23 protein-coding genes and 2 pseudogenes are annotated in these 24,785 nt (G+C 54.8%); 10 read left to right on the top strand and 15 right to left on the bottom strand.

Annotated features, from left to right (window positions below; genetic code table 11):
- Positions 1-86 precede the first annotated feature (86 nt).
- The 3 genes from HNR62_RS13090 to HNR62_RS13100 all read left to right on the top strand — a co-directional run bounded on the left by HNR62_RS13090 (position 87) and on the right by HNR62_RS13100 (position 3,051).
- The gene (locus tag HNR62_RS13090; RefSeq protein WP_204796538.1) at positions 87-1,238 is read left to right on the top strand and encodes an SEL1-like repeat protein; all 1,152 of its coding nucleotides are present in this window, start codon (positions 87-89) and stop codon (positions 1,236-1,238) included.
- Positions 1,239-1,401: 163 nt separating this feature from the next.
- Complete coding sequence (locus tag HNR62_RS13095) at positions 1,402-2,283, top strand: hypothetical protein (protein ID WP_204796539.1); 882 nt, start codon at positions 1,402-1,404, stop codon at positions 2,281-2,283.
- Between the two features lie 12 nt (positions 2,284-2,295).
- Positions 2,296-3,051 carry a tetratricopeptide repeat protein gene (locus HNR62_RS13100; RefSeq protein WP_204796540.1) on the top strand — a complete coding sequence of 252 codons (756 nt, stop codon included), beginning with the start codon at positions 2,296-2,298 and terminating at the stop codon, positions 3,049-3,051.
- A 137-nt stretch (positions 3,052-3,188) separates the two neighbouring features.
- On the opposite strand, the gene HNR62_RS13105 is transcribed toward HNR62_RS13100, so the two are convergent.
- Positions 3,189-4,106, bottom strand: a complete 918-nt coding sequence (locus HNR62_RS13105) for an IS5 family transposase (RefSeq protein ID WP_204796541.1) — start codon at positions 4,104-4,106, stop codon at positions 3,189-3,191.
- A gap of 70 nt (positions 4,107-4,176) precedes the next feature.
- Positions 4,177-4,290, bottom strand: a pseudogene (locus tag HNR62_RS13110) (IS30 family transposase); the annotation flags it as partial.
- Positions 4,291-4,518: 228 nt separating this feature from the next.
- On the opposite strand from HNR62_RS13110, the pseudogene HNR62_RS13115 reads away from it, so the two are divergent.
- Positions 4,519-5,131, top strand: a pseudogene (locus HNR62_RS13115) (ISAs1 family transposase); the annotation flags it as partial.
- Between the two features lie 215 nt (positions 5,132-5,346).
- Positions 5,347-6,612: a hypothetical protein gene (locus HNR62_RS13120; RefSeq protein WP_204796543.1), complete on the top strand. Its 1,266-nt coding sequence runs from the start codon at positions 5,347-5,349 to the stop codon at positions 6,610-6,612.
- Between the two features lie 81 nt (positions 6,613-6,693).
- Here the strand turns inward: HNR62_RS13120 and HNR62_RS13125 are convergent, their stop codons facing one another.
- The 5 genes from HNR62_RS13125 to HNR62_RS13145 form a co-directional block, all read right to left on the bottom strand.
- The gene (locus HNR62_RS13125; protein WP_239552804.1) at positions 6,694-6,846 is read right to left on the bottom strand and encodes a hypothetical protein; all 153 of its coding nucleotides are present in this window, start codon (positions 6,844-6,846) and stop codon (positions 6,694-6,696) included.
- 216 nt (positions 6,847-7,062) lie between these two features.
- Positions 7,063-7,485, bottom strand: coding sequence for a hypothetical protein (locus tag HNR62_RS13130; protein ID WP_204796544.1), 423 nt, complete (start codon positions 7,483-7,485; stop codon positions 7,063-7,065).
- Between the two features lie 471 nt (positions 7,486-7,956).
- The gene (locus HNR62_RS13135; RefSeq protein WP_204796545.1) at positions 7,957-8,481 is read right to left on the bottom strand and encodes a DUF2199 domain-containing protein; all 525 of its coding nucleotides are present in this window, start codon (positions 8,479-8,481) and stop codon (positions 7,957-7,959) included.
- Positions 8,482-8,634: 153 nt separating this feature from the next.
- Entirely contained in the window at positions 8,635-8,880 is a 246-nt protein-coding gene (locus tag HNR62_RS13140; RefSeq protein ID WP_204796546.1) for a Rho-binding antiterminator, read from the bottom strand.
- A gap of 64 nt (positions 8,881-8,944) precedes the next feature.
- Entirely contained in the window at positions 8,945-9,430 is a 486-nt protein-coding gene (locus tag HNR62_RS13145; RefSeq protein ID WP_204796547.1) for an Lrp/AsnC family transcriptional regulator, read from the bottom strand.
- Between the two features lie 537 nt (positions 9,431-9,967).
- On the opposite strand from HNR62_RS13145, the gene HNR62_RS13150 reads away from it, so the two are divergent.
- On the top strand, positions 9,968-12,505 hold the full coding sequence (locus tag HNR62_RS13150; RefSeq protein ID WP_239552805.1) for a putative bifunctional diguanylate cyclase/phosphodiesterase: 2,538 nt from the start codon (positions 9,968-9,970) through the stop codon (positions 12,503-12,505).
- Between the two features lie 83 nt (positions 12,506-12,588).
- On the opposite strand, the gene pckA is transcribed toward HNR62_RS13150, so the two are convergent.
- The 3 genes from pckA to hslR form a co-directional block, all read right to left on the bottom strand.
- Positions 12,589-14,202: a phosphoenolpyruvate carboxykinase (ATP) gene (pckA, locus tag HNR62_RS13155; RefSeq protein WP_204796548.1), complete on the bottom strand. Its 1,614-nt coding sequence runs from the start codon at positions 14,200-14,202 to the stop codon at positions 12,589-12,591.
- A 169-nt stretch (positions 14,203-14,371) separates the two neighbouring features.
- Entirely contained in the window at positions 14,372-15,232 is an 861-nt protein-coding gene (gene hslO / locus HNR62_RS13160) for an Hsp33 family molecular chaperone HslO (protein ID WP_204796549.1), read from the bottom strand.
- 133 nt (positions 15,233-15,365) lie between these two features.
- Positions 15,366-15,758 carry a ribosome-associated heat shock protein Hsp15 gene (hslR, locus tag HNR62_RS13165; RefSeq protein ID WP_204796550.1) on the bottom strand — a complete coding sequence of 131 codons (393 nt, stop codon included), beginning with the start codon at positions 15,756-15,758 and terminating at the stop codon, positions 15,366-15,368.
- Between the two features lie 162 nt (positions 15,759-15,920).
- Here hslR and nudE point away from each other — a divergent pair, with 162 nt between their 5' ends.
- Together nudE and cysQ are read left to right on the top strand one after the other, a co-directional pair.
- Positions 15,921-16,478 (top strand): ADP compounds hydrolase NudE, encoded by a 558-nt coding sequence (gene nudE, locus HNR62_RS13170; RefSeq protein ID WP_204796551.1) that lies wholly within the window; start codon positions 15,921-15,923, stop codon positions 16,476-16,478.
- A gap of 2 nt (positions 16,479-16,480) precedes the next feature.
- A complete protein-coding gene (gene cysQ / locus HNR62_RS13175; RefSeq protein WP_204796552.1) occupies positions 16,481-17,296 on the top strand; it encodes a 3'(2'),5'-bisphosphate nucleotidase CysQ in 816 nt (271 codons plus the stop codon).
- 173 nt (positions 17,297-17,469) lie between these two features.
- On the opposite strand, the gene HNR62_RS13180 is transcribed toward cysQ, so the two are convergent.
- From HNR62_RS13180 to metJ, 3 genes are all read right to left on the bottom strand, one after another.
- Positions 17,470-18,786 carry a short-chain fatty acid transporter gene (locus tag HNR62_RS13180; protein ID WP_204796553.1) on the bottom strand — a complete coding sequence of 439 codons (1,317 nt, stop codon included), beginning with the start codon at positions 18,784-18,786 and terminating at the stop codon, positions 17,470-17,472.
- Positions 18,787-19,214: 428 nt separating this feature from the next.
- Positions 19,215-19,709 carry a TIGR00645 family protein gene (locus tag HNR62_RS13185; protein ID WP_204796554.1) on the bottom strand — a complete coding sequence of 165 codons (495 nt, stop codon included), beginning with the start codon at positions 19,707-19,709 and terminating at the stop codon, positions 19,215-19,217.
- 20 nt (positions 19,710-19,729) lie between these two features.
- Positions 19,730-20,059 (bottom strand): met regulon transcriptional regulator MetJ, encoded by a 330-nt coding sequence (metJ, locus tag HNR62_RS13190; protein ID WP_204796555.1) that lies wholly within the window; start codon positions 20,057-20,059, stop codon positions 19,730-19,732.
- A 180-nt stretch (positions 20,060-20,239) separates the two neighbouring features.
- Between metJ and metB the strand changes: the two genes are divergently transcribed.
- Both metB and metL read left to right on the top strand, forming a co-directional pair.
- On the top strand, positions 20,240-21,400 hold the full coding sequence (metB, locus tag HNR62_RS13195) for a cystathionine gamma-synthase (RefSeq protein WP_204796556.1): 1,161 nt from the start codon (positions 20,240-20,242) through the stop codon (positions 21,398-21,400).
- Positions 21,379-23,835: a bifunctional aspartate kinase/homoserine dehydrogenase II gene (gene metL / locus HNR62_RS13200; RefSeq protein ID WP_420827163.1), complete on the top strand. Its 2,457-nt coding sequence runs from the start codon at positions 21,379-21,381 to the stop codon at positions 23,833-23,835. Before metB ends, metL begins: the two co-directional genes overlap by 22 nt.
- A 53-nt stretch (positions 23,836-23,888) precedes the next feature.
- Here metL and HNR62_RS13205 read toward each other — a convergent pair whose 3' ends face one another.
- Complete coding sequence (locus tag HNR62_RS13205) at positions 23,889-24,137, bottom strand: GlsB/YeaQ/YmgE family stress response membrane protein (protein WP_204796558.1); 249 nt, start codon at positions 24,135-24,137, stop codon at positions 23,889-23,891.
- 155 nt (positions 24,138-24,292) lie between these two features.
- Complete coding sequence (ybaK, locus tag HNR62_RS13210) at positions 24,293-24,754, bottom strand: Cys-tRNA(Pro) deacylase (RefSeq protein ID WP_204796559.1); 462 nt, start codon at positions 24,752-24,754, stop codon at positions 24,293-24,295.
- Positions 24,755-24,785: the final 31 nt, after the last annotated feature.

Consider the following 24,785-nt stretch of genomic DNA (forward strand, 5'->3'; position numbering starts at 1 on the left):
GATCATGAGCTGCCGTGCCGTCGAGTTTGGTTCAAAGACGGGTAGTCTACCCGCGAGGCCGCGCCAGCTCTAGCTCATATGAGGGGATGGCTAAGGTTTTAGCGATTGCTGGTTTCGGATGCGACGGGATAGTCGATCCCTCATCTAAGCAAGATAAAGCCAGAGAGCAATTTAGCTTAGGGGAGAAATATCATAACGGTGATGATGCACCAAAAAGCTACGAGAGAGCGATTAGCTATTACGAAAAGGCGGCCGAATATGGACATGCCGAGGCTCAATATAGCCTAGGGAAGATGTACCACACTGGAGATGGGGTAGAGCAGGACTTCCAGCTTGCGGAAGCATGGTACCGTAAATCTGCCGAACAGGGATTTGCTAAAGCGCAGAACAATCTAGGGGGGATGTACAGGGAAGGTAAAGGGGTACCACAGGACTTCCAGTTAGCATTGGATTGGTACCGCAAGGCTGCCGAACAGGGGCTCGCTCAAGCTCAATTTAACATGGGTGCTATGTACTGGACTGGTGACGGTGTCCCTCAGGACTTCCAGTTAGCATTGGATTGGTACCACCGGGCTGCCGAGCAGGGGCTTGCTCAAGCTCAAAACAGCTTAGGGGTGTTGTACTGGAATGGTGATGGTGTTCCGCAGGATTTCAAACAGGCAATGGATTGGCATACCAAGGCCGCCGAACAGGGCCATGTTGGAGCTCAAGTAATCTTAGGAGGCAGGTATTACATTGGTGGAGAGGTTCCGCAGGACTACCAGTTGGCGGTAAAGTGGAACCGCAAGGCTGCCGAGCAGGGGGTTGCTGGAGCTCAACTCATTCTGGGACTGCTGTATAGCAACGGGCTTGGCATCCAGCAAGACGATGAACAGGCAGTAAAATGGTACCGTAAGGCCGCAGAACAGGGGAATAAAGATGCCCAGCTTAACCTGGGGAATGCTTACTATGTGGGGAGTGGAGTCCCAAAGGATGCCCGACTGGCGGTGGATTGGTACCGCAAAGCCGCTGAACAGGGTGATGTAGATGCGCAGTTTAACTTAGGAGCATCTTACATCAGGGGTGATGGCGTACCGCAAGATCACAAACAGGCGTACGCATGGCTATCGACTTCTGTTGCTAATGGTAATGAGAAAGCCAAAAGAGACCGTGACCATGTAGCTAAGCAGCTTTCTTTTGATGGTTTAACAGAAGCGCAGGCTATCGCAGCTAAGTACTTTGAGTCGTATCGACCTTAGATGATGCAGTAAGCATGTATTTTTAGGAATTTAGCGTTCACTAACTTGGCATTTTAGGACTTGAGGGTTAATCTGGTTAGAAAACTAAATACATTAAAGCCGCCTTGTTAGGCGGTTTTTTTGAAGGTTTAATGTCAGGGGAAACTCACTCAATAGGGATAAAATGAAAATTATTTTAATAATCAAGTTATTAGTCATGGCCTTTGTTTTGTCTGGCTGTAGTAGCTCAGTAACAGAAAGTTTTTTAGATACTGTTTTATCTAAGCATAGGGTTGAAACTATATGCAATCCTAGTAATTTAGAGTGCACCTTAAGCTCTGAGCAATATGGTGATATATCCTTAACTTGTAATCCTGATTATTATAGTGTGCCAATAAAATCCTCGGGTCTATTTTCTACATCCAAATTCATACTTAGAGGAGGTGGAGTAGTACGCCACATAGTTATATCAAAAAACGGAAGCGATGATAATTTTTATAAAGCAATGATTAGCGACAAGCCAATAATGTTCTACCCTCCCAATGAATCAATCAAGGAAATAGTATTCGATAGAGGGGAATTAAATGAAATAGACAAGCTCTGTCGTGGTGAATTCGCCGAGAGACAAAAAATAATCGTAGAAAATAACAGGTTGCTGGCCATTAAAAAAAGGCAAGAAAAGGAAGATGCCGAGAGAGCCTTCCAAAATGAAATAAAAAAAATAGCAACCCGATATGGAGTAAAACCACTTAAAGAAAGATTAGAAGTTACTAAGTTAGTTATGAGTTCAAATTTACTAGCGAATAAAAATATTGCCTTTGCCAGTTACGGTGCCAGACTTTATAAAGTTAAGCAGGCACTAAACAACAACACATATCTCGTTATTGCAGATCACCCATGGGTGGCAACTAATACTATGCCACTAATGATAAAATCTAGTAAAACCTTATACGAAGGTACTCATATACATAACTTCATTGGAGTTTACCATGGGGTTACTACCTACAGAACTATTCGTGGTTCGACGAAACAAGCAGCAAAAATAACAATAGTCAAAGAGTTATAAAAGGACATTGTGATGCTTAAAAAAATAACTTCAGCTTTGTTTGTGTCGCTATTAATATCGTTCAGCAACCAAAGCTTCTCAGCTGGCCCACCTGATCATGGTGAGACAAAAGAAACATTAGAAATAATAAAAAAAGCAGATGATAAGTATAGATTAAAAGACTACAAAGGTAGCATTGAGCTATACCTATCCGCAGCAAAAAAAGGCAGCCCATCAGCTCCAATTAGAATTGCAAATCTTTACATGCGCGGGGTTGGTGACATTAATAAAGATTATAGGAAAGCAAAAAAATTTTATGAGATGGCCATAAAAAACGGTGACTTACGCTCATTTAATTTTCTTGGGTCTATGTATGAAAATGGTCGGGGAGTAGTGCAAAACTATGAAAAGGCAGTAGAATTCTACGAGCAAGGAGCCAATGCTGGAAACATGGTATCCTATGCAATATTAGCTAGATTATATAGTTCAGGAATTTATTACGATAAAGACGAAGAAAAAGCCACTGAGTTATACATTAAGACAGCAAAAGCAGGCGATAGTTACTCCCAAAGACGCTTAAGTTATCGCTATGAGCATGGGGTGGGCATCCCCAAAGACTTAGTGCAAGCCTACATTTGGGCATCATTATCTGTGGCCAACAGCAAGTCCCACCATAATCCTGACTTTGCTATTAAAGAGAGGGATAGAATAGCAAAAATGTTAGATTCAAAAACTCTTATTGAAGCTCAAAACTTGGCACTTAAATATCAGGAAGACATGAACAAGTAACACAACTATGGTGTGGTTGGGATTACTCCATGAAGGGAAGCCTCCTGTGAGTGCAGCAATCAGTGCTGATGTCATCAACCAGGCCTTGTTGATCAAATCAAAGCCGAGACAGCCTGTCCCTAAAGGGCTTTCCGCCCTTAACTGACCGGCTGACGAACAGGCATACCAAGACCTATGACTTTGTTCATGACCTTAACACCGGCCAGGATTTCACCGACTTGGCCGTTGTAGTTACGCAAGCTCAACTTGGGATTAACCAACTGCTTGTATCGGGACATCGCCGTTTCCGCCAGCGACCGCTGATGGTAGCCAGACGTGGTTTTCCAGTCGGACAGGTGACCTGATTTCAGCGCAGTAACGGCCTCGTTCCTTGGATGTCCTTCATCCCAATAACCGGCATTCTTGCGAGGTGGAATGGTCGCTTTGCTGCCTTTCCGGAGCAGTAACTGATGGCACTCCTTGGTATCGTAAGCTCCATCACCCGAGACCTGGTGCAACCGGCGCCGAAGCGGGTTGAGCAGCGTCGGCAGTACCTCGTTATCCGCCACGTTTTCCAGGCTGACTTCAGCGGCAATCACCTCGTGGGTTCGCGCATCGACCGCAAGGTGCAACTTACGCCAGACCCGGCGCTTACCCTTGCCATGTTTACGTTGTTTCCATTCGCCGTCACCGAACACCTTCAGCCCGGTGGCATCGATAACCAGATGAGTGACCGCGCCTTTACTCGGCAAGCGGTACTTCACGTCCACGGTTTTGGCGCGTTTGCTGATACTGCTGTATCCCGGCGAGGTCAGCGGCACGTCCATCAGCTGAAAAACGGAGTTGATAAATCCTTCCAATGCCCGCAACGGCAAGCCGAAGAAGGCTTTGAGCGTCAGCGCCGTTTCAATGGCACTATCGCTGTATTGGAAACCGCGACCCCAGCGGCCATGGTGCTGATGACAATGCCACTGTTCGATGGCCTGTTCATCAGCCCAGAAGGTAAGTGAGCGACGATTAATCAAGGCTCGATTGTACTGCCGCCAGTTACTGATGTTGTGTCGTGCCTTGCCCATTGTGCTGCTCCCGAGTCCGTTCGTCAGGAGATCAGATCACGGAAGAAGCAGATAGTTCCCTGATTTAGGAAACAACGCCACGATGACCCCCTACCTTCTGGGCTATCTGAGAAAACGAAATACCTTCTGCAAGAAGAGTCGATATTTGGTATCGTTTCCCCTCGGTCAACGGTTGGTAACTCATGGTAATTCAGCTTTGATTTGGGCGATGAGAAGCATACCACTATCAGCGGTTGGCCTCCTTTCGCCTCAAGCCATGAGTGTTGCACTTACTATATGCATTCCCAGGTTACTACAGTCGAGCCATAAAGTTCCGCTACATTGGAATGAGTAAGCTAGTCATTTTATATAGCCTCGCTTGGGTCTTTCCCCGCACAGGTATTACTTGGTTCATTAACCGGTAAAATCGTTCGCTATGGTTACACTTGATGCAGTGCACTGTCAGCGTGAGGCGCTGGAGAAAATTCAGGATAAAAAAAGCCCATGTGGTGGTACAGGTAAAGCACAATCAGCTCAAGCTACGGGAGGCGGTTCAGTCTCAGTTTCAGGCCGTTTTCGATGCCGGTAAAGAGAAAGTCGTTGTCGAGCACAAAGAAACTGGTCATGAGCGCAAGGAAGAGCGCTATGTCTTTCAATTGAAAGCGAAACTGCCTGAAGAACTGACAGAGAAATGGCCGACTATCCGCAGCATCATCGCCGTTGAACGGCACCGTACCATCAATGGTAAAGGGACAGTGGATACTTCTTACTATGTCAGCTCAATGTCACCCAAACATAAGCTGCTGGGACACTATATCCGTCAGCTCTGGCGTATAGAAAACGGCCAGTATTACGTGCTGGATGTCGTGCTCAACGAAGATGCTTCACGGATTGCCACAGGATACGCTGTCGAAAACATGGCCTTGTTCCGGCGGTTTATCATGAACATCCTCAAGCAAAGCGAGTGTGGCTCACCGAGTCAGCACAACAAGCTGAAACGGGCCAGTTGGAACGACGATTACCGGGCTCAACTGTTCTTTGGTTAAATTAACAGCAAAGTATGCTCTCGCCCTGGGTGTAGGGTAAGCCTTCCGTTAAGAGAGCAGCTTCCCTATTGGGTATGCATGGTCAGAATACGAAGGTGCGGGCGGTCTATTGCCCAAAGCGGCTGTACCAGCGTAGCCTCCAAACGTTTAGCTAAGATGTCTTTGGCGCGAAATTAACAGTGTTTATTATATGAGCAGGTCGAGAGGATTTAGATATGATTTGTTATCCAGCTGATGTGAGAGAAGATGAGATAAAAGCAATTAATGACTACTGGGTAACGTGTGATGCATCTGCCAGAGGGTTTTTATACACCGTAAAGGAAATAGATGCTTGCCATAAATCTGAAGGAGTTCGCTTCATTATGGCTTTAATAAGGAATTGTAGTTTTTTAACTTCCCATTCCGCTTTTAGTTGTGAGGAATGTCAGTGTAAATCTCCAGTTAATAGTAGAGCTGGCTACCGCGATCGAATGAGGAATTTTAATGGCTTCGTATGTCGTGAATGTTTAGATGTAAGAGAAAATAAATTACTTGGAGATGCCCGTCAGACTATACAGCGATATAAAAATGACCACCTTCAAGAAACATTTAATTTGGAATCTCTTTCATTTGAAGAAACTCTTTTCTTGTTAGCACTCTTAGCTGGTAGAGTTAAAAATGATGATTGTTTCTTATATGAGTCACCGGAGGATATTTTAATAACAGGCATTTCTACAATTGACATGGATATGCTGACTTCTTTTCTTCGTAAGGGGGTCATAACTTATATATATGAATTGCCAGTAGAGGTTAAAAGTGCAAGTAAGTTGCTGCATGGTGACTCTGAACGGTTGATATATGATAAGAAATATAAAAGATATCGTCATCCTGAACGGGTGAAAATAGGTATATATCTTAACCATCCAAAACTAAATGGTGAGGTTGTGGTGTCGAATGTAAATGCCATACTTTATCAAAAACTACAGTCAATCACTTTATCTATTAATGAAGTGGCAAGCATTAATAATATTATTAAAGAAATTCAGTTGTATAAATTATATCAACTTGTACAGGAGATCAGTAAAGAGTATGTGCTGCCAATCGATAATTCAAATGTGCTAAATGCTCTTTTAGAACACTTGTCAAAAAAGTATTCTCCTCTCAGTGTTAATTTTACGTTTAATATGCAGGCCAAAGAAACCATCGTTTACATGCGAAAAAAACCTGCACCTGATTATATTGAAAAAAATTACTTTACAAAGTTTGTCGGAGACTATGTCCAGCACGTAGAAAGTAAGGGGTGGAAATTGATGAAAAATTGGTCTTTACCACCCACTGTCCTTACTTCATCTTTTGAAGCCATTTTTTCTAAGGTCTACCTCAATGAGCATTTTAATTGGAACATGCTCTCAGCCAGCGAGGTTGTTGCGCTTTGGCTGAAAAATGTGCGCCTTTCAGAAAGCGCACAAAATTTACTTACCGAGGATGATGGAACTCAATAAAAAAGTATACTTAATTGGTATTGTACTATTTTTTATTTTAATAAAAACAATAAGTTAAATGTCATAGTATGGTTTTTGGGGTTACTTCCGTATTTCGGCGTTCTCGCTGCGATCGCCGAGGGCGGCGGCTTCCGACACCGACTGGGTGACGGCGGGGCGTTCCACCTTCCACAGATGTTTGAGCTCTTCGTCCAGCTTGTGCCAGCCGGCGCGGGTGATCAGGTTGGTTTTCATACGGGTATGTTCAATGGCCTGACAGGTGTCGGCTATTGTGTCCCAGCAGTGCAGAAGAAGAAAGCCCTGAGGGGGTAAGCAAGGGGGATCGTGCTATGGCGGCTAATGCCGTGTCATCAATGGGGCTTGATGTGATTCGTGAGGCTGAAGTGATAAGGGTCATACACTGAATGTATGCCCCTTCTATTTTGTAAACATGATTTCTGTCAACGATGCTTAGTTATAGTCGTACTTCTGTTCAATCTCTCTTTTTGCCTTGACGTACCCTATGCTATCCAGCTCACCGGTGGTTACTTTATCATCAAGCATGGAGATTTCTTTTCTTTTGTCTCTCAGGATTTTTTGTTTGGTGATGTCATAGTTGATTGCCATGGCCCCTTCATATCCGCTGACGGGATCCCACAGTGCAGAAAGGGGCCATAGCAAGAGGTTGACGACGCCAAGAGCGGGCTCACGGGCATAAAAGGATCCGCCGCCGGGAAGGATGCCCAGCGCGGCACCAGCAGAGGGGTTCTTTTCTTCTATCAAGACGTTGTCATACTTGAACGCTTGGTACTCCCGCTTTTGCATGGAGTTTAATTGTGATGCACATCCTGTGGTCAGTGATGTAACCAGAGCGAGCGTTAATAAAGATTTCATTTTCTCATCCCGAAAAAGTGATTTTTATATGGTGAACAGCTTGGTTGCTGAAATAAAACTCCATTTTATGTCAGGTAATCAGTGGTTTTAATAAAACAGAAAGTCAGGACCAGGATTGATCCCTTATTTAAGTGGTGCGCAAATTCCGTTACATGACTGATTTCGCCATATGGAGTCATTCGAATATTATCCAAAGTGTAACGATGAGTCCATGGCCTCTATGGATTCGTCATGAATAAATGATTGGAATAGTCCCTGCTTTACTTCCAGATGGACACTTGTTGTCAATCAGCCAGGCCCGGTTGGCGACGTAGCTTGATGCGGACTACGGCAGCCGAAACGGTCAGCCCATGGGCAGGAAAATCGCCGGTCATCTGGCGTCGCTGGCCCGCCATCTCAAGTTTGTTCTATTACGACAGCAGTCGTTTCTGCGGCCAGGGCTCGACCAAAAATCCGGTGTAGCCCCGGCCCTCATGCCTTCTGTGCCGCGGTTTGATGCAGGCACAGCTCGGCAATCTGCTGTGCCTTGGCAATACTGATGCCGTGTTTGAAGTCGTGAATCAGCTCGTGATCCGCTTCGTGCAGCGTAATACAGGGTCTGTGGTTTGCATCGAGGGGGTGAACGCTGGTGGCCAACGCATAGGTGTTTGAATACCAGGGCAGGGAATTGCACAGCCAGCCAAAGTAGGCGGCATTGATGTCGGGTTGGGCATGGTGGGCCCGATAGTGCTGATAGCTTTGTCGGCTTAGCGACACCCAAACGCCCCAGATAAAGGGCTGGGCCATTCCGTGAATAGGAATATCCAGCACCACCCGTATAAAATAATGCTCACCCTCTTCATCCTGGTAATGACACAGATCCTTTCCCAGGCTGCCACGGGCCTGAACGTCCGGCGGCTGTTCCAGATAAGGATCGGGCGCCCTAAAGGCAAAACTGGGTGAGCCTTCATGTCGCTCGCCACAAGATGTGCATGTAAAGCCAAAGATCCCTGACATATGAAAATTCCTTTTCAATCAAAATGATAAATCCGTATCATCTTTTTCCATGGTGACGTTCGGGTCTCAGTCAGCCCGGAGGAGATCGAAGACCCTGAATCGTTATGTTTGTTTGAGTCCCATTACCATAGCAAGTGGATGACAGATGGCAACTCAATCGAAGCTGATTACCCGAAAGTGCGGGTTGTCGATATTGGCCGTCATGCGGCTAATGGTTGCCAGGGGCACCAGATGCTCCGCGTCATGGTCCCGTATCCTGATGCACTCCTGTCGTAGCTCGTTACGGGCGGTATCGAGGGCGATGCCCACCAGTTCGGCTCCGGATGTGAGCGTCAGGATCACCGGATACCGGTACAGGCAGGCAATCTCGATATAATCGTGTTGTTCGCAGCTCATCATGGTGTCGTTCTCCAGAAAACCTCACCCCTCACCCCTCACCCCTCACCCCTCACCCCTCACAGCGTCAGCCCAAATGATCCAGCGGCAGGGCGGTGTCGTGCTTTATTCGCCGCAGTACGAAGCTGGAGCGCACGCCGGTCACGCCATCCAGTCGGGTCAGCTTGCCCAGCAAAAACTGCTGGTAGTGCTCCATGTCGCGCACTATTACCTTTAGCTGATAATCGGCCTCGGTGCCGGTGATCAGGTCGCATTCCAGCACCTCGGAAAAGCCGTTGATGGCCGTGTCGAAGGTCTCGAATCGTTCCGGGGTGTGCCTGTCCAGCGAGATATGAATATAGGCCAGCAGGCTCAGGCCCAGTTTGTTGGCGTTGAGCAGGGTAACGTGGTCGGCGATAAGGCCGGCTTCTTCCAGCGCCTTGACCCGGCGGGAGCAGGGCGAGGGCGACAGCCCGATGCGCTCGGCCAGCTCCAGGTTGCTGATGCGGCCGTGGCGCTGCATCAGCTCCAGAATACGCCTGTCGGTACGATCCAGTTGCAATGGCTTGCTCAAAATATTCACCTGATGAAATGATTGTTCTTGATATGGAGTATAAGGGGTGACTTGTTGCTTAAGGAAGGGGATTTGGCATTTCATTCGCAACCACTCACCCCGGCATAAGGGGTAAGATGGTTTCACCTTCTGGGAACAGACAGACCGATACCCTCGGAGCCTGTCGCAAACCGGGATACCAGACCGGTAAGCACCACAAAGGCCACACTCGAAGCGGGTGAAAGGCCGGGAGCCAGGGCCACAAGCCCCAAGCAGGACACAAAAAGCCAGCCGCCAGGGCTGGCTTTGGTGTTTCTGGGGGTGATGCGTAGCGATGAGCATGCCGGCCCGTTGGCCGGGGGCTGCTTTGACGTGGCCAGAGAGCTTTGGCAGCCATAAGCCCCGATGCACGGGGTATTCGATGATGTTCTATGATTGAGGCCTGACTTGGCTGTTTTTATAGATCCATGGCGAGTGAGCGGTCCGAACGACGTTGGCGAGGGGGCATGGTGGGCCAGGATGGCCTGTTCACCCGATAGGGCGGTAATCAGGATGAGCATGGATATGCGATTAAATCAGGATCAGGACGCATTGCCGAACGGAACGACAGATGTCGCCACCGAAGAGGCGCCGTACTGGGACTTCCTCTGTGCGCAGGCGGCCGCCGAGGCGAGCGCGGCACTGGCCTGTTTTGCTTTTTTTCACGATGGTGAGCCGGCGTCACCGCGAGTTGTGGGCAGTCGTTTCCGCTCCTGCTCCGCATGGCGGGACGCACATTACCAGACCCTCTGGCAGCAACAACGGTTTTATTGCGCCATTACCGGCACCGACATCGGCCTCGATACCCGTGCTTCTGGTCATTATCTGGCGGTACCGGTATCGCGTGGGCGCCTGCGCGGGCTGTTGTTGCTGGAGTATACCGAGCCGCCTGTGGCCCTGGCGCCGGCGAGGCGCCGGGCTCTGGACGTTCTGGCCGCGCATGGGGCCCTGCTTTGGCGCGAGTTGCGGCGCGAGCGGGAGCTGAATGCGCACCAGCATAAACGGGAGGGGGCTTCCCGGCGTCTGCTGAGCCGGCTCAAGTCGCTGTTCAATCAGGCTCCCATACTGATCAACGGTTTCAATGCCCGGGGACGCTGCATTTTATGGAACGACGAATCCGAACGGGTATTTGGCTGGAGTTTCGAGGAGTTGCAGCATCATCCGGCCCCCCTCAGCCTCTTCTATCCCGATCCGGAAGAGCAGCGTCGGGTGATGGAGACCTTTGGCGCCCATAACAGTTCGGAGTTCAGAGAGTGGCGGCCCTTTGACCGGGCCGGTCGCCGACTGACCACGCAGTGGGCCAACATCATGCTGCCCAATGGCGACATGCTGTGCGTGGGACACGACATCAGCGCACAGAAGGACATCGAAAACCAGCAGCGGCTGGCAGCCCTGGTGTTCGAGTTCAGTTATGACGGCATCATGCTGACCGATGCCGATAATCATGTGACCCATGTCAATCCGGCCTTTACCCGCATTACCGGTTACCTGCCCGAGGAGGTGGTGGGACGCCCCCCGGATCTGCTGCGGACCGAGGACGATGAAGACGACTTTGGTGCCGAGTTGCGTCGACACCTTGAAACCCGGGATGACTGGCAGGGCGAGTGCCGCAGCCGGCGCAAGAATGGTGAAGCCTATTCGTTGCTGCTGGCGGTGTCCGTGATCCGAGACAATGATGGCCAGGTGCTGCATCACGCGGCGATTTTCTCCGATATTACCTATCTGAAAGAACACGAAGCGGAGCTGAAGCGTCAGGCCTGCCACGATGTATTGACCCGGATACCGAACCGGTTGTTGTTCGGTGAACTGCTGGAGCGGGCCATTTCCTCGGCGGTGCGCAGCAAGGGCAAGCTGGCGGTCTGTTATCTGGATCTGGATGGATTCAAGCAGATCAACGACAGCCTGGGGCATGCGGCCGGTGATCGCCTGCTGGTCGAGGTAAGCAAGCGACTGGGCCTGATTACCCGTAGTTGTGATGCCCTGGCCCGTCTGGGTGGTGACGAGTTCGCCCTGCTGTTTACCGGGCTGCACAATGATCTGGAATGCGATGAGATTCTCGAACGGGTACTGGTCGTGATCCGTGAACCTCTGGAGCTGGATGGCCAGCAGGTCCGGGTATCGGCCAGCATCGGTGTGGCCCTGTATCCGCAGGATGCCGATGAAGCCGAGTTGCTGTTGCGCTACGCGGATCAGGCCATGTATCAGGCCAAGAAGCAGGGCAAGAATACCTATGTGTTCTTCGACGCCGAGCTGCATCGGCAGGAACATCAGCGGCAGCAGCAGCTGACACAATTGATCCATGCCTTCCGGCAGGGGGAGTTTCTACTGTATTACCAGCCCAAGATCGATCTGTTCAGCAGGCAGATGATAGGGCTGGAAGCCCTGCTGCGCTGGCAGCATCCTCGGAGGGGCATAGTGGAACCGGCGGAATTTTTGTCGATTATTATCGGCAGCGCCATGGAGTTCGAGCTGGGGCGCTGGGTGATCGAACAGGTACTGGAGCAGATGACGCACTGGTGTCGGCAGGGGGTGCAGTACCGGATCAGTTTCAATGTCAGCGCCGGCCAGTTGATGCACCCGGACTTTATCGATGAGCTGGGTCGGCTGTTGAGCCGGCATCCCGAGGTGTCGCCCTCGTTGCTGGAACTGGAGTTTCAGGAGAGCGCGGTACTGGCCGATATTCACGGTGCGGTCGCCGTGCTGGAGCGGTGTCGGCAGTTGGGACTGAGTATTTCGTTCGACAATTTCGGCACCGGTTACTCTTCGTTGTCCCACCTCAATCGACTGCCGGTCGATATCATCAAGATTGATCGCAGTTTCATCTGCGATCTCTTGTCGAATGCCCATGATGTCAGCATGGTGGAAAGCGTGGTACAGCTGGCCGCGGCGCTGAGAATGACGGTGATTGCGGAGGGGGTGGAGAAGTCGGAACAGGGCGAACGGTTGCAGCAGCTCGGTTGCCACTATGTGCAGGGCTATGGCATCTCACGACCCATGCCGGCGGAACAGGTGGGGGTCTGGTTGCAAGGGTGGAACGACAAGCTGCCGCCGCAGTGAAATGATAGCGAGCGTGGGAACCGAATCTAAAAAAAGACCCCAGCCTTGGCTGGGGTCTTTGTTGATAACGCGTTTAGCGGGAATTACAGCTGGGGGCCGGCGGCGACCAGGGCCTTGCCTTCTTTGGTGTCGGTGAACTTGTCGAAGTTGTCCACGAAGCGCTTGGCCAGATCCCGTGCCTTGACGTCCCACTCGGCCGGGTCGGCGTAGGTGTTGCGCGGGTCCAGAATGGAGGCGTCTTCCACACCGTTCAACGCGGTCGGTATCGCCATGTTGAAGTAGGGCAGCTGAACGAACTCGGCATCTTCGATGGAACCGTCGAGGATGGCATTGATGATGGCACGGGTTGCCTTGATGGAAATCCGCTTGCCGGTACCGTTCCAGCCGGTGTTGACCAGGTAGGCTTCGGCGCCGGCGGCGTCCATGCGCTTGGCCAGCACCTCGGCGTACCGGGTCGGGTGCAGGCTCAGGAAGGCGGCACCGAAACAGCTGGAGAAGGTCGGCGTCGGCTCGGTAATACCACGCTCGGTGCCTGCCAGTTTGGCGGTAAAGCCGGACAGGAAGTGGTATTCGGCCTGCTCACGGGTCAGCTTGCTCACCGGGGGCAGTACACCGAAGGCATCGGCAGTCAGGAAGATCACCTTCTTGGCATGACCGGCCTTGGATACCGGCTTGACGATGTTGTCGATATGATGGATGGGGTAGGAGACACGGGTGTTCTCGGTCTTGGAACCATCATCGAAGTCGATGGTGCCGTCTTCTTTAACGGTGACGTTTTCCAGCAGCGCATCGCGGCGGATGGCGGCGTAGATTTCCGGCTCGTTTTCCTGGCTCAGCTTGATGGTCTTGGCATAGCAGCCGCCTTCGAAGTTGAACACGCCGTCGTCGTCCCAGCCATGCTCGTCGTCGCCGATCAGCTCGCGCTGGGGATCGGTGGACAGGGTGGTCTTGCCGGTGCCGGACAGGCCGAAGAAGATGGCCACGTCGCCGTCTTTACCCACGTTGGCGGAGCAGTGCATGGAGGCAATGCCCTTCAGCGGCAGCAGGTAGTTCATCATGGAGAACATGCCTTTCTTCATTTCGCCACCGTACCAGGTGCCGCCGATCAGCTGTACCCGCTCGGTCAGGTTGAAGGCCACGAAGTTCTCGCTGTTCAGACCCTGTTCTTTCCAGTTGGGGTTACTGCACTTGGCGCCGTTCATCACCACGAAGTCGGGCTCGAAGCCGGCCAGCTCGGCGTCGGAGGGGCGGATGAACATGTTCTTCACGAAATGCGCCTGCCAGGCCACTTCGGTCACGAAGCGCACGGCCAGGCGGGTATCCGGGTTGGCACCACAGTAGGTGTCGACCACGAACAGACGCTTGCCGGACAGCTGCCTGGTGACCAGGGCTTTCAGCTCGACCCAGGTTTCCTGGCTCATCGGCTTGTTGTCGTTCTTGCCCTGATCGGCCCACCAGACGGTGTCGCGGGTGACATCGTCACGGACGATGTATTTATCCTTGGGAGAACGGCCGGTAAAGATACCGGTGTCCACGGCAACGGCGCCCAGGCTGGTTTCCACGCCTTTTTCGTAGCCTTCCAGATCCGCACGGGTTTCTTCTGCGAACAACAGTTCGTAAGAGGGGTTATGAAGGATCTCGGTAACATCGTTGATACCGTATTGCGAAAGGCCTAGTTGCTGAGCCTGGGACGTCATTATTATCTCCTGGTGCAAAGGGTTGGATAAGCAGAGTGAAGGAATAATTGATGGCGGCAGCCTATCAGGAATTGCGAGGCATTTAGGGGATCAGTGTCAAAATTTAGGGTTTAGCACGACAAATTAAATAAAAAGGGGCACAAAACCCCTCTTTATTGCACTGGGAATGTCAATGAAGTGTTGGCGAGTCATTAAACAGGTTTTGCAATGCGGCCTCATCGAACTGATATTGCTGGCCGCAATAATCACAGTGCATGTCGATTTTACCTTTTTCCTTCACTATATCGTGAGCCTCTTGCGGGCCAACCTGCAGCAGCGCCTGTTCGCATTTTTCCCGCGAGCAGGTGCATTGAAAGGTGACTGGCTGCGGATCGAACACCCGCACCGCTTCCTGATGATAGAGGCGATACAGAATCTCGTGCGCGTCCAGATTCAACAGCTCGTCGGCCTTGATGGTGTGAGTCAGGGCCTCGAGGTGGGTAAAGTCGCCGTTCTGGCCACCGGGCAATTCCTGCAGCAGCATGCCGGCACAGCGAGGCTGCTCGTGCTGCACATCGGTAAACAGCCAGATACGGGTGTTCAGTTGCTCGGACTGGGCAAAGTAGTTTTCCAGGCTCTCGCTCAGGGAGTGTTCTCCCAGTTCGACAATGCCCTGATAACGCTCGCCGTTATCGGGAGTAATGGTAATGGCCAGATAGCCCTTGCCGACGATGTCGGCCAGTTTGTCGCTGTCGGGTACTTCGCCTTCCCAGCGGGCCACGCCACGCAGCTGCTGCCGATGGTCGCCGTTGATCACGGCCAGAGACACGGGGCCGTCACCCTGCAGCTGTACCGTGATATGCCCTTCAAACTTGAGGGTGGCGGTCAGCAGGCTGGTGGCGGTGAGCAGCTCGCCCAGCAGCCGTTGCACCGGTGCCGGATAGGCCTGGGATGCCAGCACCTGATGAAAGCTCTGCTGCAACTGTACCAGCTCGCCCCGAACCTGATAGTTGTCGAACAGATAACGATGAAGTTGATCGATGTGAGTCATAAAAAATCCTGTATGGGCTGAGTGCCGTGATCGTCTGTATATTCGTTATATATAGTGTAAGTCGTTTGTCGCTGGTGGTTGCCAGACCCCGGCCGTTCGGTCTGCGGGGCGGAAGCCTTGTCCCCTGGCCGCATCAGTTATTCTGCTTGATTTTAAGCAGGGTGCGCCGCTCCTTTTTGTCCGGCCGGCGTTCGGGGCTGGGGGCAAACTGGCTGTTGAATTTGCGGGCCTCGGCGTTTTGATCGCGTTTCTTGACGCTGTCTTCGGTTTCCCGGTACAGACGCTGAGCCTGCTCTGCCTTGCCTCTGTGTTCCGACAGTGCCAGCACCACGACTTCCTTTTCATCGTTACCCTGACGCAGACGGATCAGGGCGCCGACTTCCACCTGCTTGCTGGGTTTGCTGCGCTGGCCATTGTAGTGCACCTTGCCGCCGTCAATCATGGTGCGGGCCAGGCTGCGAGTCTTGTAGAAGCGGGCGGCCCACAGCCATTTGTCCAGGCGGATGGATGGGTTTTCTCCGTTCATTGCGCTCGCTCTCGTTAAAACCGAGCCAGAATTATACCAGATGCCCGGGTCCGGAGCGTATATCGGTGCCGGCAAAACCCGGGTTCCGGCAACTTGTGGGCAGACGTTTACCGAGAGTTACGATAATCTCTGATCAGGGTGAGCGAAAAGACGGAAACAGCCATGGCGGACAAGAAACAAAAACCCGAGATACTGCATACGGAATTGGTGGCACAGAGCCGTCTTTTCAAGGTGGAATCGGTTCATCTCCAATTCAGTAACGGTGTGCAACGGGTGTATGAGCGTATGCGTAACAGCGGTCGTGGCGCCGTGATGCTGGTGCCGCTGCTCGATGAGCAGACGATATTGCTGATCCGCGAATATTCCGCCGGAACCCACAGCTATGAACTGGGTTTTCCCAAGGGATTGATCGATCCGGGTGAGGACGCCATGGAGGCGGGCAACCGGGAGTTGATGGAAGAAATCGGCTACGGTGCACGGCAACTGACGCCGCTGAAGCAGGTGACCCTGGCACCCGGTTATTTTGGCAGTCGTATGGATATTTTATTGGCGCGGGATCTGTATCCTGAACGGCGCGAGGGGGATGAGCCGGAGCCGCTCGATGTGGTGCCCTGGCCACTGGACCAGCTTGACCAGCTGATGGCCCGGCCCGATTTCAGTGAAGCGCGCAGCATCTGTGGCCTGTTTTTACTACAGGACTGGCTCAATAAAGAGGAGTAAGCATGGATATCTATGCCTTGTTGCCCGGTGTCATCGCGGCTGCCCGCGAATCCGGTAGGCTGATCCTGGCGCTGTACAACAGTGGACAGTACCAGGCCGAGAGCAAAGACGACGCCAGTCCGGTCACCAGTGCCGATCTGGCCGCCCACGATTATCTTCAGCAGACGCTGCGAGAGCTGGCCGATATACCGGTGCTGTCGGAAGAAGGAAACAAGGTGCCGCTGGCCGAGCGCAGCCGCTGGCCCCGTTACTGGCTGGTGGATCCGCTGGACGGCACCCAGGAGTTCATCGCCGGCAGCGGTGACTTTTCCACCATGATAGCGCTGATCGAAGACGGCAAGCCGGTACTGGGCGTGGTGTACGGGCCTGTGCATGACCTGATGTATTATGCGGTACGTGGCCACGGCGCCTTCAAGGAAGCGGACGGCAAGACCCGACGCATCACGGCACGGCATCATGATCCGGCCGAGCCGCTGACCGGGCTGCGCATCACCATCAGCCTCCGGCAGAATCTGGACTGGGTTCGCTCCCGGCTGACCCCCTCGCTTGACTATCAGTTGGTGCCGCTCGGATCTAGTTCGCTCAAGTCCTGCCTGGTGGCAGAAGGCGGCGCCGACATGTATATGCGCATCGGCCCCACCGGCGAGTGGGACACCGGTGCTACCCAGTGCATCGTGGAGGAGGCGGGTGGCCGCTTGCTGGATCTGAACCTTGAACCGCTCAGCTACAACCGGCGCGACAGCATGGTCAATCCCAACTTCATTACCCTGGGGGATGCGGGGCTGCCCTGGTCGCGGATTCTGGTTCAGCCGGCGTAACCGCCGAACACCACCACAGCCGAAGCAACACCAACAGCGACACCAACAACCACACCAAAAACAACGCCAACAACACCAACAACAACGCCGCCGCAGGCTGAACCTGCGGCGGCGTCATCATCGAAAGGCAGAACCGGCTCCGGCCCCCTGGTGAGGGGGCCGGAGCCGTTGTTTTAGCCGAACACGGACAGGGCGACGAAGGTGCCGCCGATGGCCACGCCGGAAATCATCAGCCAGATCACCAGGTAACCCATGATGTCACGGGCCGACAGGCCGGCTACGCCCAGCAGGGGCAGGGCCCAGAACGGCTGGATCTGATTGGTCCAGCCGTCACCCCAGGTGAAGGCCATGATGGTCTGGGCCGGATCCGCGCCGAGGGCATGGGCCGCCTCCATCATTATCGGGCCCTGGATGGCCCACTGACCACCGCCGGAAGGAATGAAGAAGTTCACTATGCCGGCCGAGAGGAAGGTCAGCAGCGGAAAGGTCTCCAGAGTGGCGATGGAAATGATGGCCTCGGAAAACTCGGTGACCAGGCCGGAGTTGGTCATCATGCCGGCGATACCGGCATACAGGGGAAACTGAATGATGATACCGCGGGCCGCGCCCACCGCTTTTTCGGCGGCATGCAGGTAGGCCGACGAATTCTTGTGCAGGAGCAAACCCAGGGCGAGGAAGATAAGGATAACGGTATTCAGGTTGAGGCTGAACCCCTTGGTGATCGCCTCTCCAACCAGGTAGGCCGCGGCCAGCAGTCCCAGGAACAGGGTCGGGAAGCGGCTGTTTTCAATGCGGTCCGAGGGGGTCATATCGGCGTTGCTCTGCGCGGCACTGCCGGCATCATCGCCCTTGTCCCGCAGCTGGACCAGGTCTTTTGGCTGCTTCTGCAGCATAAAGAAGATCAGCAGCAGCGCCAGCAGGGCGGCGGTCAGGGAGATATTCCACCAGGAATAGAGGGTCTCGGATACCGATACGATGCCGATGGCGTCTTCCATGAAGTGCCCCGGGGTGGCGATCACCAGAGGGATGGAGGTGGACGGCCCACGCACCAGCTCACCACCGTAAGCGGCGGCCACGATCAGCGGGAAATGCAGCCCGGCCACCCTACGTCCCATTTCACGGGCGAGGATGGCGCCAGCCACCATGCCGAAGCCCCAGTTCAGGTAGTAGCAGACAAAACTGACCACTATGGTCAGCACCAGTGCCTGGCGCGGGGTGCTGGCCTGTGCGGTCAGGCCGCTGAGCAGGGATTGCACCACAGGGGTCAGCGCCAGCACATAGCCGGTCAGCAATACCAGCACCATCTGCATGCCGAACTTGAACAGGGAAGAAAAGCCGCTTCCCCAGTAGCCGGCCATATTCATGGCGGATTCGCCGGTGATGGTCATGCCCATCAACAGGACAATCAGGGTCAGCATCACGGCCAGTACAAAGGCGCTGGGTAAATAGCGTTGTACCAGGCGGACTGAAAAGTTGGTTACCGCTTCCATATTTGGTTTATTCCTTAACTGTTAGATTCAACTCAATCCAGTTCCTGGCCTGACGACACCTCGACAGCGCCTCGCACAGCAGGACTCACGCTGCAGGATTGAAGGCGGGCAGCCGCAACTCGATGGCAATGGGTGGCATTCAGGATGGCATTCAGAATCAGTCTTGAGTGTTCGCTATGCGAACCATAGTTCGCAAGCCGGTTATGTTCTATGAAAGGGTTTATGAGCGTCAAGTTAAATTTATGCTGATTGCGGATTCGATAAAGACCGGATTCCATCAACACCACCAACACCAACACCTATACCAACACCACCAACACCACCAACACCACCAACACCTATACCAACACCAACAACCACACCAAAAACAACGCCGCCGCAGGCTGAACCTGCGGCGGCGTTGAGTTGTCAGCCATGGCCGGTTGCCGTCAGTGGGATTGCTTGGTCATTTTGTCGAGAAAGCCCATGGTAAAGGCCGACAGCACAAAGGTCAGGTGGATCACCACATACCAGAGCAGCTTGTTGTCCGCGATGTTCTGGGCGTTCATGAACACCTTCAGCAGGTGGATGGAGGATATCGCCACTATGGAGGCCGCCACCTTCATCTTCAGGGAGCCGGAGTCCATCTTGCCCAGCCAGTTCAGCTTTTCCTGGTTTTCATTAATATCCAGCTGGGAGACGAAGTTTTCATAGCCGGAGATCATGACCATCACCAGCAGGCCACCGACCAGCGCCATGTCGATCAGCGACAGTGTGACCAGGATCAGATCCGCTTCGGCGATGGCGAAGATATGGGGCAGCAGGTGAAAGACTTCCTGGAAGAACTTGATCGCCAGGGCCAGTACCGCCAACGACAGCCCGAAATAGATGGGGGCCAGCAGCCAGCGCGAGGCATACAGCAGGTTTTCGAAAATGCGTTCCATGGTGTCAGTTTGCCTCGTGGTTATTCTTCGTCGGCGGCGTAATCTTCTATCTCGATACCCAGCTCGGTCATGATGGCCCGGGCGTGCGCGGGTATCTGATCGGGTACGTCTTTGCGCAGGTCTTCATCCTGAGGCAGGGGCTGACCGGTATAGGCATGCAGAAAGGCTTCGCACAGCAGTTCGCTGTTGGTGGCATGGCGCAGGTTGTTGACCTGGCGACGGGTGCGTTCGTCGGTCAGTATCTTCAATACCTTGAGCGGTATGGACACGGTGATCTTTTTGACCTGTTCATTTTTCTTGCCGTGCTCGGCGTAAGGGCTGATATAGTCGCCGTTCCATTCAGTTTTCATTATTTACCCGCATCAAGGTTAAAAATCCGAGCCGAATTGTAACCCCTACATTTTTTATTGGCAATCCAACAGCAAAGACCTGTAGACGTCCGGAAGGCTTGACGGCTTGTTTCGGCTGGGTTACTGTGCGCGCTTTGGACGTTCAGTATCATCAGGTTGCCATAGTGCAAAGGAGAGGATATGCCAGATTACCAGACCCAGACTCACGCCGTTCGCACCGGCATCGATACCGATACTCAGCATGGGGCCGTGGTGCCGCCGGTTTACCTCACCAGCACCTATTCTTTTGCCGATTTCGATCAACCGCGTCAGTTCGATTATACCCGCTCCGGTAACCCGACCCGGCAGACGCTGATCGATGCCCTGACCCGGCTGGAAAAGGGCGCCGGTGCCGCCGTGACCTCTACCGGCATGGGCGCCATCAACCTGATCATTACCTCTCAGCTGCAGGCCGGCGACGTGCTGCTGGCGCCCCACGACTGTTACGGCGGCAGCCACCGGCTGTTCAACGCCCTGGCGAAGAAGGGCAACTTCAAGGTCGAATACGTGGATCAGACCGATACGGCGGCGCTGACGGCGGCCCTGGCCCAAAAGCCCAAAATACTGTGGATCGAGACGCCGTCCAACCCGCTGCTGCGGGTGGTGGACATAGCGGCGCTGTGCGCGGCGGCCAGGGCCGTGGGCGCCCTGAGCGTGGTCGACAACACCTTTCTGTCACCGGCACTGCAACAGCCGCTGACCCTGGGCGCCGATCTGGTGGTGCACTCCACCACCAAATACATCAACGGTCACTCCGACGTGCTGGGGGGCGCCGTGGTGGCCGCCGGTGCCGAACTGGCCGAAGAGCTGCGTTGGTGGGCCAATTGTCTGGGTCTGACCGGTTCGCCCTTCGACAGCTACCTGACCCTGCGCGGCCTGCGTACCCTGGGCGTGCGCATGCGCCAGCACTGCGAAAATGCCGAGGCGCTAATCACCTATCTGCAGGGCCGCCCCGAGGTAACCGCCATCTATCATCCCAGCCTGCCCGGCAACCCGGGTCACGAAGTGGCGGCGCGTCAGCAGCTGGGCTTTGGCGCCATGCTCAGCTTCGAGCTGAATGTGGACGAAACCGACATGAAGGCGTTCCTGAAGCAGCTGAAACTGTTCTGCCTGGCCGAGTCGCTGGGCGGGGTGGAAAGCCTGATTGCCCACCCGGCCACCATGACCCACGCCGCCATGACCGAAGAGGCCCGCCTCGTTGCCGGTATCAGCAATCAGCTGTTGCGGGTGTCGGTGGGTATCGAGGATGTACGCGACCTGATCGACGATTTCGATAATGCATTCAAGGTGTTAGGCAAGTAATGATCCAGCAGCAGAACAACAGCGACAGCCATCGGCGTCCGGTCCATAAGTTTGGCGGCAGCAGCCTGGCCGATGCCGCCTGTTTCCATCGGGTGGCCGACATCATCCACAGCCAGGGGCAGGTCGATGCGCTGATCGTGGTGTCGGCATCGGGCAAGACCACCAACCGCCTGATTGAGCTGCTCAACCTGTTTGTCAGCGGTGACAACGCCGCCGCCGCCACCCTGGAAGGGGTATACAGTTTTCAATGCGGGCTGATCGAAAGCACCCTGAATGAGGCCGAGGCCGCGCCCCTGCTGGCGGCGCTGGCTGAAGACATCGGCACCATCGCCACCGTACTGGAAAACCACCGCCTGGATGACTATCAGCGCAGCCTGATCCAGTCATTCGGTGAACTCTGGTCTTCCCGACTGCTGGCCAGCCTGCTCGGTAGCCGGGGCCTGCCCGCGGTCAGCCTGGATGCGCGTCGCTTTCTGCGGGTATCCGGCTCGCCGGTGCAGGTGGACGAGGCGCACTCGCGCCGGCAGTTGCAGGATATTATGGCCGAGCATCCGGAGCAGATCCTGGTGGTCACCGGCTTTATCGCCGCCGATGCCGAAGGTCGTACCCGCCTGCTGGGACGTAACGGCTCCGACTTCAGCGCCACCCTGCTGGCGGCACTGGCCGACAGCCCGCACACCACCATCTGGAGTGATGTGCCCGGGGTGTTCAGTGCCGATCCCCGCCGGGTAAAGGAAGCGCGGCTACTGACCCGGTTGTCGCTGCCGGAAGCCGCCGAGCTGGCCCGGCTGGGGTCGCCGGTATTGCACAGTCGCACCCTGGGGCCGGTGGGCAGCAGCCAGCAGCAATTGATGCTGCGTTGCAGCTATCATCCGGACGACGGCCATACCCGTATCCTGCGCCAGCACCCGCGGGAGCCGGGCGCTCGCATCGTCACCTCGGTAGACGATGCCGTGCTGGTGGAAATGACCATACCCGACCGCTATCAGGACAGGGTGAATGCCCTGACCGAGTGGCTGACCCGACGCGAGCTGGCACCGCTGGCCTGCAAGCGTCGCCCCGAGCACAAGCTGTGGCAGATTGTCTACACTCGGGAGCAGGCCGAACAGGCCTTCTCGCTGCTGCGGGATCATCAGCCCGGCGGCGGCTTCGAAGGCCTGCAGCAGCGGGAAGGTTTCTCGCTGGTGGCGCTGGTAGGCAGGGACGTGACCGCTCAGGCCGAGCAGTGCCTGCACTTTTATCATGCCCTGAACGAACAGCCGCTGGAGTTTATCCAGCCGGCCAGAAACGGCCTCAGCCTGGTGGGAGTGGTGCGCAAAATCGTGCTGGAGCCGCTGTTGTTACGGCTGCATCAGAGTTTGTTCAGCCGGCCGAAGCGCGTTGGCCTTATCCTCTTTGGCCGGGGCAATATCGGTCAGGCCTGGCTCAAGCTGTACCAGCAAGAGAAGGCGCGGCTGGAACAGACCCTGAACGTGCAGCTGACCCTGTACGGGGTATTCGACTCCAAAGGCGCCATGCTTGCCAGCCAGGGGCTGGAAGTGCAGCAGGTGCTCAACGACTTTCAACCCGCATCCATGGTCTGGCCCGACTGGCTGGAAAACCTGGCAGAGCACGGGTTCGACCAGCTGGTGGCGCTCGACTTCACCGCCTCCGACACCCTGGTGCAGTATTACCCGGATCTGGTGGAGCAGCATGTGCACCTGATTGCCGCCAACAAGCTGGCGGGGGCGGCGGAGCAGGGCTTCTACCTTCGTCTGAAGCAGAGTCTGGCCGAACACAGGGTGCAGTTCCTCAGCAACGCCACCGTTGGCGCCGGATTGCCGGTGCAGAGCAGCCTGCGACAGCTGCTGCAGTCGGGCGAACAGATCCGCACCATCAGCGGCATTTTTTCCGGCACCCTGAGCTGGCTGTTCCAGCATTATGACGGCAAGCAGCCCTTCTCCGAGCTGGTGTTGCAGGCCTGGCAGCAGGGGCTGACCGAGCCGGATCCGCGTCAGGATCTCAATGGTCGGGACGTGCAGCGCAAGCTGGTTATTCTGGCCCGGGAAGCGGGCTTCGATCTGGACCCGGAACGGGTCGAGGTCAGCGATCTGGTGCCCGCCTCGCTCGCCAATCTGGAAAAAGACGCCTTCTTCGACCGGCTGGCCGAGCTGGATCAGCCGCTGGGCGAGGCCCTGGATCGGGCCCGGGAGCAGGGTGGTGTGCTGCGCCATGTCGCCCGCTTCGATGCGGCCAGTGGCGAGGCCAGCGTGGGCCTTGAAGTGGTGGCCGGCGATCACGCCTTCGCCCATCTGCGCCCCGGCGACAATGTCTATGCCATCGAAACCCGGCACTATCGGCAGAATCCGCTGGTGATCCAGGGACCGGGCGCCGGGCGGGAAGTGACTGCTGGCGCTATGCAGGCGGATCTGTGGAGCCTGCTGGCCGGCCTGTGAGCTGATGTCGCGCTACTGATCCCAAAAGGGGCCCTGGGGCCCCTTTTGTCGTTTTACTTCCTGATCAGCCGGTAGACGAACAGCAGGGCCAGGGCGCCGATAATGGCGGTGAAGAAGCTGCCGAGGTTGAAACCGGTGACAGAACCAAAGCCGAGGCGGGTGCCGATCCAGCCGCCCACGAAGGCGCCGGCGATGCCCAGCAGCATGGTCGTGATGAGACCACCGCCGTCCCGTCCCGGCATCAGCCACTTGGCCAGCATGCCCGCCAGTAACCCGAAAACAATCCAGCTTAATATACCCATGTGATCTTCCTTGTGTCGACGATAGGAGTAACAGCCGTTCCCATTAAACGGGGACGGCTGTTACTACAGCCTAGTGGTAGTCAGGCGGCAATCAAAGCCCGGTGATTATCCCATTGATAAGCCGAATAAAAGCCGAATAAAAACGTTGCTGCGCCTCACTCGGCAATATCGGCGATGACGGCGTCGAGCAGGGTCTGCAGGCTATCGGCGGTCATGCCGAGCGACAGCCCCCGCTTGCCGCCGGACACCAGAATAAAGGGAAATGCCTGCGCCGAGGCGTCCAGTACCGTGGGCAGCCGCTTCTTCTGGGCGAAGGGGCTGATGCCGCCCACCTTGTAACCGGTCAACCGCTCCGCCTTTGCCGGCGGCATCATCTCCAGCTTCTTTACCCCGGCGGCCCTGGCCAGCCGCTTGAGATTCACCTTGCCGGACGCCGGCACCAGAGCCACCACGGCGCCCTGCTCGCCTTGGGTGAGCAGGGTCTTGAACACCTGCGCCGGGGGCACTTTTAACTGTTCGGCGGCGTGGGCACCGAAGTCGTCCAGGCTGGTGCACTCATAGGGGTGCAGGGTAAAAGTGGCCTTTTGCTGTTCCAGAAACAGAATGGCGGGGGTCATGGCGGTTCCGTGAATTGAACGGGAGGTATCA

Source organism: Oceanisphaera litoralis, assembly GCF_016907015.1.
In the GTDB taxonomy this organism is placed as follows: Bacteria; Pseudomonadota; Gammaproteobacteria; order Enterobacterales; family Aeromonadaceae; genus Oceanimonas; species Oceanimonas litoralis.